The following is an 11837-nucleotide window of genomic DNA, read 5'->3' on the forward strand; positions in this document are numbered from 1 at the left end:
AATAATTTTTATGGAGAGAAGGTATCAATAAATAAGGTTTCTACTTTTTTACGGGCCCATGGGGTTTTTCGTAAAAATTTAAGGCTCGACTGAATACTTGGATTATCGTTAAAACAATTGATTCGGATGATCGTTCCAAGCTCTTTCCAGCCATAGTGTTCAACCAGTTGGGTTACGATTGTTTCTAAGGTTTTGCCGTGAAGCGGATCTTTAGATATTTGCGGTTGGCTCATATTTAATTTCTTTCTACATCAATATCTCCCAGAAGATATTTGCCATTGATCTTCAGGAAAGCAAAACTTATTTTTTTTCCATCGGGGCATTTGTAAGCATATATATACCAAACGCCTTCACTTTCTTTTTCCAGATGAAAAGAGTCAAAAACTTTATCAGCACAGCCCTCTAAAATCAAGTGTATTTTACCCATTGTAGCTCCGGCCTGTAATGAATCATATTGGTTGGAAGGGTCGCTTGCTGTTTTCCAGTTCTTAGCCGGATCATCATCACGGTGCACCGTTCTCGGTGTAAAAGCAGCAACGTTAAAATCTTTTACATATCCAAAAAGTGTGTTCAACTCTTCCTGAATGGTAGTTTGAATCGAGGGGTCGTTTTTGTCTTGAGCATATTGCAGATCGGTTGCAATACGAAAACTATCTTTCGCAGTGAATGCAGAAAGCGGATTGGGAAAATCGAGCAAATAAGATTTTTTATTGTAAGGGAAATAAATGAGTCCGATCATTCCGAAACGATCGGCATGTTTGAACATGATATTTAAACCATGCATATTAGATTCTTTGAGAATGACCTCAGAAGTAACATTCAGTATTTTAATTTTTGAAAGATCGATCTTTTCTGATTTAGCATTTGCAAGATATTTAGGCCAGTTAGTTTTTAGTTTGCTTGTATAACCGGTAAAATCTTTGGCTAGTTTTGCTTTGTCGGCTTTGCCTGCATAGAAAGCTTTGTTCATTATATCTGCTGTAGCGATATATGAAGATAAAGAGCTGTAATTGTTTTTTACCAATGATTGAATAAAGGCATCAGCCAATTTTTTTTCATCCTGTGCAGAAGCAGAAAGGCAACAAAGTAAAAATATTGATGTAATTAATTTCATATCAGTACATAAAGTTGTTTATAATGTCTAAAACTTTTTTCCCGTCAACGCTTTCCCAACGATATCGAACAGTATATTGTCTGTTTTTTTTATCATCCGGATTCAATGGTACTTGCGCCAAAATATTTATTTGTTCTTTGTCTGTAAAAGTTTTTGCTACAAATTGTTTTGAAGGTTTTATGAATGGCAATTCATTCATTTTTTCATCGTACACCCATGTTTGAAATTTACCATTATTCACTTCCTCTATTGTAATACCAAGCATTTCTGCCGACCTGAGATTATGGTATAAAGATTTGGGATAATAAGTGCTGTCAATATAGGTTTCAATCTTTTTTAATTCTATACCACCACCGGCCATTGCATTGTAACCCGTTGTTGAAGAAGAGGTATAAGTAGTTACTGTGGTTTGTAAACTATCGGTAGTTTTGGCAATGATCACCGGGAATTCAAGGCGAAGGTCGTTGTTCCCTTTTGTGTCAAAAAAAGTGATGTATTGATAGCAGGTGTCGCCAGGTTTTACTTTGTCATTTTCGGTAAATCCAAGAGAGACCTTCAAGCTTTTTAAATAGGCCTCATCAAGCCCGATGCCTTTATTTTCTTCAAACAAATTAGCTGCAAAAGCAATGGTATCTTTTTTAGCATCCAGCATCAATACTTTAATGCCCGGAAAATATTTCCCCCCAACTTGTTTTAATCCACGAGGTTCTACAAGTCTTATTTCGAAATCATAATTTAGGGGTAAACGGTTGCTCATCCAGGTATCTCCATTAAGTTTCACTTCTATTGCTTTACCCCAGATGCCGCCTCTGAAATATTTTATACCGGTGAAGGGTAGGATGCCATTAGTTTGTGCAGTTAGACTTGCCGAAAAAAGAAAAGTAAATATTGAAAGAGAGATATAACGCAGCATAGCCGATAATTTACTTAAAAGTAATACTTAAAATGATTTTTTATGCTACCCGTTTCAGGGTATTTTAAAAATAGATAAAATAAAAAAGGCAACATTTCTGTTGCCTTTTTTATTAAGATGTTCAGAATCTTACAATCCCATTTTCGCTTTCAAGTTAGCGTCAATAGCATCTAAGAATTCTTCAGTGTATAAATAATGTTCGCCGTGGTTTACTTTATTGCCATGGATACAAACTGCAAGATCTTTTGTCATTTTACCGCTTTCAACTGTTTCAATACACACAGCCTCTAATGCGTTACAAAAATCGATGAGTGGTTGATTGCTATCTAATTTGCCACGGAAAGCCAAACCTCTTGTCCATGCAAAGATTGATGCAATTGGATTAGTAGAAGTTGGTTTACCTGCCTGGTGTTCTCTGTAGTGACGGGTAACGGTACCGTGAGCTGCTTCTGCTTCCATCGTTTTTCCATCAGGAGTAACCAATACAGAGGTCATTAAACCTAATGAACCGAAACCCTGTGCAACTGTATCACTTTGCACATCGCCATCATAGTTCTTACAAGCCCAAACAAAATTACCATTCCATTTTAATGCAGAGGCAACCATGTCATCGATCAAACGATGTTCATAAACGATACCTGCGGCAGTAAAGCTTGCTTTGAATTCATTTTGATAAACTTCTTCAAAAATATCTTTGAAACGTCCATCATATTTTTTTAAGATGGTATTTTTTGTAGATAAATACAAAGGCCATTTTTTGCTCAAAGCCATATTGAAACAACTTCTTGCAAAACCATAGATACTCTCATCTGTATTGTACATGCACATTGCAACGCCATCTCCTTTGTAATTGTACACTTCAAAAGTTTGAGCTTCTCCGCCGCCTTCAGGAGTAAAGGTCATGGTTAATTTACCTTTTCCTTTTATAACGGTGTCGGTTGCCCGATATTGATCACCAAATGCATGACGACCAACAATGATCGGTGCAGTCCAGTTAGTAACCAAACGTGGTACATTTTGCATTACAATTGGTTCACGGAAAACAGTACCATCCAAAATATTACGGATAGTTCCGTTTGGTGATTTCCACATTTGTTTCAAATTGAATTCTTTTACACGTGCTTCATCAGGAGTAATAGTGGCACATTTGATACCCACGCCACATGCTTTGATCGCATTCGCAGAATCAATAGTAACCTGATCGTTTGTAGCATCTCTGTGCTCCATTCCAAGATCAAAATATTGAATAGGAACTTCCAAATAAGGAAGTATTAATTTGTCTTTAATAAATTTCCAGATAATTCTGGTCATTTCATCACCATCAAGTTCTACAACGGGGTTGGTTACTTTAATTTTTGCCATGGAAAATATTGATTTGTAATTAAGAATTGGACTGCGAAGGTATTGCATTTAGTGGAAAAATAATTCCTCTTATGCTTAAAGCAAGTCAAATTACTATGCAAACGATACCTTAAGCCAAAAAACCAGTCCAAAACATATATCTATCATTATTTAATATGAATATTATACAATGGGCAACGCACAATTCACCCATTCGCCATCAAAACTCACATCACCCAATTTCTTATAAAAGTTTATGGCAGGTTCGTTCCAATCTAACACCTGCCAGGCAATACCGCTGTATTTTTTCTCTTTTGCAACCTTTATCAATTCATCAAAAAGCAACCTACCAATTCCTTGTCCTCTCATATCTTCAGTAACCAAAAGGTCTTCCAAAAACATTCGCTGCCCCTTCCATGTGCTGAAACGAACATACCATAATGCAAAACCTTTCACCATGCCATCTACATCAGCCACCAATGCCCACCAAACGGGATTTGCTCCAAATCCACTTTCTACAAAATGATCGAATTCAATCGTTACTTCATTTGGCGCTTTTTCATAAATAGCTAATTCATGTACCAACTGCATCATGGCAGCACAATCTTCCTTAACCGCTTGTCTTATAATTATATTCATTTCTCAAAGTTGCAATAAAGCCTTCAATCCTGATAATTTTTCATTTTTATCTTTTCACTTTTCATTTTATTTATCTTAATAACTTTTCACTTTTCACTTTTCACTTTTCACTTATTTTGCAGATATGCAGCAATACTTACATCTTTTAAAACATATTATAGAAACCGGCACAGATAAAAACGACCGTACCGGAACCGGTACCCGTAGTGTATTCGGTTATCAAATGCGTTTCAATTTAGAAGAAGGGTTCCCGTTAGTGACAACAAAAAAATGTCATTTAAAAAGTATCATATACGAATTGCTTTGGTTCTTGCAAGGTGATACCAATATTGGTTATTTAAAAGAAAACAATGTAAAGATCTGGGACGAGTGGGCAGATGAGAATGGAAATCTTGGTCCGGTGTACGGCAAGCAATGGCGTAGTTGGGAAGGCAAAGATGGAAAAGTAGTTGATCAAATTGTTGAATTGATCCGCACAATAAAAACAAATCCGGATAGCAGAAGAATGATTGTTAGTGCATGGAATGTTGCCGATCTTCCTGAAATGAAATTAATGCCTTGTCATTGTTTGTTTCAATTTTATGTAGCCAATGGAAAATTGAGCTGCCAATTATATCAACGCAGTGCAGATGTATTTTTAGGCGTGCCTTTCAATATTGCATCGTATGCATTACTTACAATGATGATTGCACAAGTTTGCAATCTGGGTGTTGGTGAATTTGTCTGGACTGGTGGCGACACACATTTATATAGCAATCACTTCGAACAAGCTGCATTGCAATTAACCCGTATGCCATTTCCATTGCCAACGATGAAGATCAATCCGGAGGTAAAAGATATTTTTGATTTTAAGTTTGAGGATTTTGAGTTATTGAATTATCAATCACATCCTGCCATCAAAGCACCTGTTGCTGTTTAAATATATAAATATGACAATCAGTTTCGTAGTCGCTGCATCAGAAAATAATGCGATTGGTAAAGACAATCAATTGCTATGGCATCTCCCAAACGATATGCGTTTTTTTAAAAATACCACATGGGGTTCTGTAGTTATAATGGGACGAAAATCTTTTGAAAGCATGGGCAAAGCTTTGAAAGGAAGGATCAATATTGTAATAACAAGACAACAAGATTGGAAAGCAGAAGATGTAGTAGTAGCAAGTGATCTGCAAGATGCATTGAAAAAAGCTGAAGCCGCCAATTGTAAAGAAATATTCATTATCGGTGGGGGTGAAATATATAGACAGTCATTAGATATTGCCGATAAAATTTATCTAACTAGAGTACATACTACTATTGAAGGCGATACTTTCTTTCCGGAATTAGATAAATCAAAGTGGGAATTAATATCCAACGAAGATTTTAAAAAAGACGAAAAACATCTGTATGATTATTCTTTCCAAATCTTAGAGCGCAAATAATTTTTAATTTTTAATTTTTAATTTTTAATTGTTCACTCCTTTTCAATTAGCAAAAAAATATCTGCATTACAGGTTAACCGCTTCTAATGGCAAAGGCCATGGGGTGCATTCACCTTTCGTATTCGACTTTATCAAAAATGTTTTAAGAGATAAAAAACAATATGGTTGTTATAGTAGGATAGAACCCGTTAGAAAAGAATTGTTATCCAACAATAAAACAATTGAAGTAGAAGATTTCGGTGCAGGTTCATCTGTGATCAAATCTAACCAAAGAGTAGTAAAGGATATTGCAGCTTCATCGCTAAAACCAAAGAAGTATGCACAACTCCTGTTCAGGATGGTACAATATTATCAACCTAAAACAATTGTAGAATTAGGCACATCCTTAGGGGTAACCACATCTTACTTAGCCTCAGGAAATGTAAATGGCAAAGTTTACACTTGTGAAGGAGCAAAAGAAATAGCAACTATAGCTAAGCAAAATTTCGCTACATTAAATATTAAGAATATTGATGTTATAGAGGGAGATTTTACCAAAACGCTGCCAACGCTTTTTACTCAGCTACAAGATGTTGATTTTGCATTTATAGACGGTAATCATAGAAAGGAACCAACAATTGAATATTTTAAACAGCTGCTAAGTCACTCAACTCCCTCAGTATTAATGGTTTTCGATGATATTCATTGGAGTAAAGAAATGGAGGGAGCCTGGGCTGAAATTCAACAACATCCACAAGTGACACTAACGATCGACCTGTTTTTCATTGGCATCGTTTGCATAAATACCGACTTCAAGGTAAAGCAACACTTTAGCATCATCTATTGATTTTTTATTACCTTCGCCGCAATTTATAAAGCTTATGATAGTAGGTGTATTAAAAGACTCATCTCCCGAAACAAGGGTATCAATCTTGCCCGAACATTTAGCCACTTTTAAAAAATGGAAAGTCGATGTAACTGTGGAATCAGGTGCAGGTGCCTTAGCATTTGCCGCTGACGAAAAATATATAGAAGCAGGTGGATCCATTAAAAGCAGGGCTGAAGTTTTGCAAGGCTCAGACATCGTTTTATCGATTAACGCTTTGTCTGCCGATGATATTTCTAAATTGAAACCGGGTGCAGTACTATTGGGTGCGTATCAACCGCTTTTTAACGGTTCTTTAATGAACGAATGGGCTGGTAAAAACGTAACTACTTTTAGTTTAGATATGATACCACGTACTACCCGTGCACAAAGCATGGACGTACTGAGTAGCCAGGCAAATATTGCCGGTTACAAAGCGGTATTATTGGCTGCAACTTTATATCCGAAGTATTTCCCAATGTTCATGACTGCTGCAGGTAGTATCAAACCGGCCAAAGTGTTGATCTTAGGAGCAGGTGTTGCAGGTTTACAGGCCATCGCAACGGCAAAAAGATTGGGAGCGGTGATAGAAGTATTCGATACCCGTCCGGCAGTAAAAGAAGAAGTAATGAGCTTGGGTGCAAAATTCGTTGAAGTAGAAGGTGCGGCCGATGCAAGTAAAGCAGGTGGTTACGCAGTTGAACAAACAGAAGAATTCATGCAACGTCAGAAAGCAAAAATTGCTGAAAGTGTTGCTAAAGCTGATATAGTAATTTGTACTGCACAAATTCAAGGTAGAAAAGCGCCGATCCTTGTTACTAAAGAAATGATAGAAGCTATGCAGAATGGTTCTGTGATCATAGATCTGGCATCATCTACCGGTGGTAATGCTGAGCTAACGCAGGATGGAAAAACTATTCAGCATAATGGTGTTACCATTGTTGGTAATTCTGCTTTAGCAGGTACCATGAGCAGTGATGCAAGTAAATTATATGGTAAAAATATTTTGAACTTTTTAGCATTGATCATCGATAAAGAAGGACAAGTGAATTTAAACTTTGAAGATGATCTTGTGAAAGGATCTTGTATTACTCACGGAGGTGCAATTGTTCACGAAAGAGTAAAAGCATAATAACCTATTAAACGTCTTAAACTTATTAAACTTTTTCAAATGAATAATATTCTTAGTTGGATTTCAGAAAATCAACAGATCATCTACATCGTAGTACTAATGATCTTTGTTGGTATTGAAGTAATTGGTCGTGTACCTAGCGTATTGCACACACCTTTAATGAGTGGTGCCAATGCAATTCATGGTGTTGTTATCATCGGAGCAATCATCGTAATGGGTGGAGCAGCGAAAGATAATTACCTGGCATTGATCTTAGGATTTTTGGCTGTGATACTCGGCACATTGAATGTTGTAGGTGGTTTTGTTGTAACCGACAGAATGCTGGAGATGTTTAAAAAGAAAAAATAGGCGCCCCCATCCCCTAAAGGGGAGCATAGAAAGGGCTCAATAAAACAGAAGAAATTTAAATCTTAAAAACTCCAAATCCCCCTTTAGGGGATAGGGGCAAAAAATAAAACATGGGACTTAATTTATTAACTATTTGCTACCTCATCGGATCGATCACTTTTATCCTTGGTCTTAAAATGTTGTCTAATCCTGCTACAGCACGTAAAGGGAATTTAGTAGCTGCATTTGGTATGACCATCGCCATCATCGGTACGATCTTTTTGTATAAGAATGAAGCAGGAGAAAAATTAGGCAACTACCTGTGGATCTTCGCTGGTCTTGCAATTGGCGGTATTGTTGGTACATTGGCTGCAAAAAGAGTTAAGATGACGGCAATGCCTGAAATGGTGAGTCTTTTCAATGGTATGGGTGGTGCTTGTGCGGCATTGATATCAATTGTTGAGTTCAATCACTTATCACACGAAATAGCATCTACGGGTATCACAACAGGACATACAGGTAAAATATTGATCATCGTTTTGGGGTTATTGATCGGTAGTGTATCCTTTGCCGGTAGTATGGTTGCCTGGGGTAAATTAAATGGTAAAGTAAAAGATTTCAGTTTCGCCGGACAAGGTATTTTAAATATGTTATTCCTTGTAGTTGCATTAGCAGCGGGTGTTTATTTGATCTTCAATCCAACGCAATCAGTATTAGTATATGCAATTTTAGTGTTAGCATTATTATATGGTGTGTTATTTGTATTGCCAATTGGTGGTGCAGATATGCCGGTGGTAATTTCTTTATTAAACTCATTCACCGGTGTGGCTGCGGCTTTCGGCGGTTTCTTGTATGATAATAAAGTAATGTTAACTGGTGGTATCCTGGTAGGTGCGGCTGGTACATTGTTGACGTTGTTGATGTGTAAAGCCATGAATCGTTCATTGGTAAATGTATTGGTTGGTTCATTCGGTGGTAACAAAGCCGGTGGCGCAGCAGGTTCTAAAGAACAAGGTCATGTCACTGAAATTACGTTAAGTGATAGTGCTGTTGTAATGAGCTATGCAAATAAGGTAATCATCGTTCCGGGTTATGGTTTAGCTGTAGCGCAGGCACAACATATTTGTCATGAGTTAGAAAAAATATTGACCGAAAAAGGAGTTGAAGTTACATACGCTATTCACCCGGTTGCTGGTCGTATGCCGGGCCACATGAATGTATTGTTAGCCGAAGCAGATGTTAGCTACGACAAATTAAAAGAAATGGAAGAAGTGAACGATGAGTTTAAAAATACGGACGTAGTGTTGGTATTAGGTGCAAACGACGTTGTAAATCCTGCTGCTAAAAACGATCCGGCTTCTCCAATATATGGTATGCCTATTTTAGAAGTTGAAAATGCAAAATCGGTTATCGTAAATAAACGTAGTATGAAGCCTGGTTATGCAGGTATTGAAAATGATCTATTCTTCCAACCAAAAACAAAAATGTTATTTGGTGATGCGAAGAAGGTGCTGCAAGACTTGTGTGCAGAGATAAAATCGTTGTAAAGACTTTTATAGAGAGATTATAATAAAACAAACAAATGCCGTCTTTTTTGGGTCGGCATTTGTTTGTTATGACCTTATTATTTTTCATTTGCAAATTATTAGTTACTGCTATTAAAAATTAATTTTTTATTAGAGCGATATTTTCAAGCTTTTTGCAACCCTAGTAACAATAAATAATTTACTTTTATTGAAATATTCATCCATAATAGAAAACTAACTTTTCATGAAAAAAACTTGTGTTTTAATTTTTGCTCTAATACTGAGCATGACTTCTTTTTGTCAAAAAACTACTCCTGAATTTTCAATTCCTGTAGGGAATTTTGTTATGCAGCCTAATTTCCTAAAACAATCTGATGTAGGAATTTTAGTTGTGTCAACACCTACTTCTCTTGTAGGTATTGACCCAAGAAAAAAAGAAAAGGCTTGGGAAACCAAAGAGGTTAAAGATATAAAAGAAGAGGAATTTAAAATAATAGAAGGCACACCATATATAATGGTAGAATTTCAAAAATTCGGTTCAATAGCAAAGAATAAGACAGTGGCTATTTTCAATAGCTTTACAGGTGCAATGGCTTATAATAGTCGTGATGAAGATATTAAAGTACGTAACACTCGTATTGTTCCTGAATTAAAAGGATTATTTATAGAGGGTGTAAAGGAAAGTCAGAATTTTATTGGCTTCCTCGATTTTGAATCTTCAACAGTTACATGGACAAAATCTTTTGGTAAAGTCAAAACTGGTGGAATAGGTTTAGGAGCGTTAAAAAGAGCTATCAAATCTCATTTGGAAAGTATATTCAATGTTGAGCCGGTAACAGATGCATCAGGCAATTTTATTTTCAGTAATAAAGAAACGGTTTATTGTGTGAATGGCAAAACGGGTAACGAAGTATGGACAAAAGAATTTAAAGACGATATTACTGATTTTATTTTAGCACCTGATGGAAAAGGATTATTTGTGGTATATGATGATAGAATGGAGAAGGTTGAATCATCAACTGGCACACCACTTTATGAAGATCCAATTAAATTAGATGGAAAGGTAAATGGTTTCATGCCAATAGCAAATGGTGCAAATGTTGTTATGCATGATGAAGGGTTTAATATTTTAGAACCCAATGGCAAGTTTCGTTGGAAAAAAGATGCGTCTGTCGGTAATATTAGTCAAGTATGGGAAGTGTCCGATGGTTATATTGCATTGGAACAAGATGAAAAAGGTGGAAAAGTATTTAAAGTAACATCTGAAGGGAAAAAGAAATGGGATGAAACGTTGAGCGATCCTATTTATACAGTGCAACCAATAGCAAGTGGGGTAATTTATATTACAAAAGAAAAAGCCAATATTTTAGGTTATGAAAAAGGGAAGGATGTTTGGAAAAAAGATATCAAAATAAAAGGCAATCCTTCTTTTGGTGCTGATGTTGCAAAAAAACTCGTTTATGTTTATAGTAATAAGTCGTTAAGTGCTTTTAATTTTAATGATGGATCTTATAAAGAAATTGTAGAGGAGATAAAGTTAAAAGACTATGATGATGATAAAGAATTAGCAACTATTGAATGTAGAGGAGATAACGTATTCATACAAAGTAATCAAAATGTTGCAATGGTAAAAGGAGACGGTACTGTGTTATACAATAAATTTTTTACCGAAGCTGGTATGTCAAAGGGGATGAGGGGATTAATGAAAGGATTGGGTGCAGTAGCTGAGGTTGCAGGGGCTGCTACAGTTCTAAACGGAGCAATGAAACCAGCAGATTGGAAAGTTACGGGTAGTCATGTTGATGCCGCAACAGGGGTACAAGTGTATGAAGTTACAAGTAAACAAATGGCAGCAGGATCTGCTATAAATCAAGGTGGTAGTGAATTGTATGCATTTGCTCAAGCTAGATATTTTGCAACTCAGTCAACAAAAAACACTGTGTATATTTTAAGCAAATGGGACGAAGGCACAGGCTTGGTAGTCTTAGATAAAGAAACTGGTAATGAATTGAAACGTATTGTGTTTAATGATAAAAAACCAAAGTACATTGTAGATGAAGCGGATTATAAAGTTTATGTTTTGGTTAATGACAAAGAAATTGCTTCATACAGTTTAAAATAGTCTATACAATAAAATGTTCCCCTCTATCTGTAAAGATTGAGGGGAATTTTATTGGTACTAAAAAAACTGCAACTTACTTTTGCACCCAAACTTATTACTTTAAACTTATAAGCCATTCCTCACAAATGCTTACACACCACGTCCTCTTCTGGCTAAAACCCGAAACCACAGAACAACAAAAGGCCGATTTCAAAAAAGGATTGGAATCACTCAAAGGAGTCGAAACAATTCAATCGATATATGTTGGTACACCTGTACCGGAAATAAATCGTCCGGTGGTAGATACAACTTATACATTTTCTCTTGTATTAGTATTCAATGATATTGCAGGTCATGATGTATATCAAACACACCCCGTACACAAAGCATTTCTGGATAATTTCAGAGTTTTCTTCGAAAAGGTAATTATTTATGATGCAGCATAATATTTGTTAGCTGTCTGAAGGCTAGAAACCGTC

The 11837-nt window shown here is 36.2% G+C and carries 13 protein-coding genes; 8 read left to right on the forward strand and 5 right to left on the reverse strand.

Annotated elements, in window-relative coordinates; all coding sequences use genetic code 11:
* Positions 1–8: 8 nt before the first annotated feature.
* The 5 genes from ACQ33O_RS05745 to ACQ33O_RS05765 form a co-directional block, all read right to left on the reverse strand.
* Positions 9–233 carry a VF530 family DNA-binding protein gene (locus ACQ33O_RS05745; protein WP_430994610.1) on the reverse strand — a complete coding sequence of 75 codons (225 nt, stop codon included), beginning with the start codon at positions 231–233 and terminating at the stop codon, positions 9–11.
* Positions 234–235: 2 nt separating this feature from the next.
* Positions 236–1114, reverse strand: a complete 879-nt coding sequence (locus ACQ33O_RS05750) for a hypothetical protein (RefSeq protein WP_430994611.1) — start codon at positions 1112–1114, stop codon at positions 236–238.
* Between the two features lies 1 nt (position 1115).
* Positions 1116–2027 (reverse strand): hypothetical protein, encoded by a 912-nt coding sequence (locus ACQ33O_RS05755; RefSeq protein ID WP_430994612.1) that lies wholly within the window; start codon positions 2025–2027, stop codon positions 1116–1118.
* Positions 2028–2156: 129 nt separating this feature from the next.
* Positions 2157–3389, reverse strand: coding sequence for an isocitrate dehydrogenase (NADP(+)) (locus ACQ33O_RS05760; RefSeq protein WP_430994613.1), 1233 nt, complete (start codon positions 3387–3389; stop codon positions 2157–2159).
* Positions 3390–3551: 162 nt separating this feature from the next.
* Positions 3552–4007, reverse strand: a complete 456-nt coding sequence (locus tag ACQ33O_RS05765) for a GNAT family N-acetyltransferase (RefSeq protein ID WP_430994614.1) — start codon at positions 4005–4007, stop codon at positions 3552–3554.
* A 124-nt stretch (positions 4008–4131) separates the two neighbouring features.
* Here ACQ33O_RS05765 and ACQ33O_RS05770 point away from each other — a divergent pair, with 124 nt between their 5' ends.
* The 8 genes from ACQ33O_RS05770 to ACQ33O_RS05805 all read left to right on the forward strand — a co-directional run bounded on the left by ACQ33O_RS05770 (position 4132) and on the right by ACQ33O_RS05805 (position 11804).
* Positions 4132–4926 (forward strand): thymidylate synthase, encoded by a 795-nt coding sequence (locus ACQ33O_RS05770; protein ID WP_430994615.1) that lies wholly within the window; start codon positions 4132–4134, stop codon positions 4924–4926.
* 10 nt (positions 4927–4936) lie between these two features.
* Positions 4937–5428 (forward strand): dihydrofolate reductase, encoded by a 492-nt coding sequence (locus tag ACQ33O_RS05775; protein ID WP_430994616.1) that lies wholly within the window; start codon positions 4937–4939, stop codon positions 5426–5428.
* 28 nt (positions 5429–5456) lie between these two features.
* Positions 5457–6254 (forward strand): O-methyltransferase, encoded by a 798-nt coding sequence (locus ACQ33O_RS05780; protein WP_430994617.1) that lies wholly within the window; start codon positions 5457–5459, stop codon positions 6252–6254.
* 34 nt (positions 6255–6288) lie between these two features.
* Positions 6289–7404, forward strand: a complete 1116-nt coding sequence (locus ACQ33O_RS05785; RefSeq protein WP_430994618.1) for a Re/Si-specific NAD(P)(+) transhydrogenase subunit alpha — start codon at positions 6289–6291, stop codon at positions 7402–7404.
* Positions 7405–7443: 39 nt separating this feature from the next.
* Complete coding sequence (locus ACQ33O_RS05790; RefSeq protein ID WP_430994619.1) at positions 7444–7752, forward strand: NAD(P) transhydrogenase subunit alpha; 309 nt, start codon at positions 7444–7446, stop codon at positions 7750–7752.
* A gap of 110 nt (positions 7753–7862) precedes the next feature.
* The gene (locus tag ACQ33O_RS05795) at positions 7863–9278 is read left to right on the forward strand and encodes an NAD(P)(+) transhydrogenase (Re/Si-specific) subunit beta (protein ID WP_430994620.1); all 1416 of its coding nucleotides are present in this window, start codon (positions 7863–7865) and stop codon (positions 9276–9278) included.
* A gap of 223 nt (positions 9279–9501) precedes the next feature.
* Complete coding sequence (locus tag ACQ33O_RS05800; protein ID WP_430994621.1) at positions 9502–11379, forward strand: PQQ-binding-like beta-propeller repeat protein; 1878 nt, start codon at positions 9502–9504, stop codon at positions 11377–11379.
* Between the two features lie 125 nt (positions 11380–11504).
* Positions 11505–11804 carry a Dabb family protein gene (locus ACQ33O_RS05805; protein WP_430994622.1) on the forward strand — a complete coding sequence of 100 codons (300 nt, stop codon included), beginning with the start codon at positions 11505–11507 and terminating at the stop codon, positions 11802–11804.
* Positions 11805–11837: the final 33 nt, after the last annotated feature.

Source organism: Ferruginibacter sp. SUN002, from assembly GCF_050611725.1.
Lineage (GTDB): Bacteria > Bacteroidota > Bacteroidia > Chitinophagales > Chitinophagaceae > Ferruginibacter.

Coding starts and splice junctions, on each gene's coding strand:
- ACQ33O_RS05745 (WP_430994610.1), bottom strand. CDS start 233: ATGAGCCAACCGCAAATATCTAAAGATCCGCTTCACGGCAAAACCTTA.
- ACQ33O_RS05750 (WP_430994611.1), bottom strand. CDS start 1,114: ATGAAATTAATTACATCAATATTTTTACTTTGTTGCCTTTCTGCTTCT.
- ACQ33O_RS05755 (WP_430994612.1), bottom strand. CDS start 2,027: ATGCTGCGTTATATCTCTCTTTCAATATTTACTTTTCTTTTTTCGGCA.
- ACQ33O_RS05760 (WP_430994613.1), bottom strand. CDS start 3,389: ATGGCAAAAATTAAAGTAACCAACCCCGTTGTAGAACTTGATGGTGAT.
- ACQ33O_RS05765 (WP_430994614.1), bottom strand. CDS start 4,007: ATGAATATAATTATAAGACAAGCGGTTAAGGAAGATTGTGCTGCCATG.
- ACQ33O_RS05770 (WP_430994615.1), top strand. CDS start 4,132: ATGCAGCAATACTTACATCTTTTAAAACATATTATAGAAACCGGCACA.
- ACQ33O_RS05775 (WP_430994616.1), top strand. CDS start 4,937: ATGACAATCAGTTTCGTAGTCGCTGCATCAGAAAATAATGCGATTGGT.
- ACQ33O_RS05785 (WP_430994618.1), top strand. CDS start 6,289: ATGATAGTAGGTGTATTAAAAGACTCATCTCCCGAAACAAGGGTATCA.
- ACQ33O_RS05790 (WP_430994619.1), top strand. CDS start 7,444: ATGAATAATATTCTTAGTTGGATTTCAGAAAATCAACAGATCATCTAC.
- ACQ33O_RS05795 (WP_430994620.1), top strand. CDS start 7,863: ATGGGACTTAATTTATTAACTATTTGCTACCTCATCGGATCGATCACT.
- ACQ33O_RS05800 (WP_430994621.1), top strand. CDS start 9,502: ATGAAAAAAACTTGTGTTTTAATTTTTGCTCTAATACTGAGCATGACT.
- ACQ33O_RS05805 (WP_430994622.1), top strand. CDS start 11,505: ATGCTTACACACCACGTCCTCTTCTGGCTAAAACCCGAAACCACAGAA.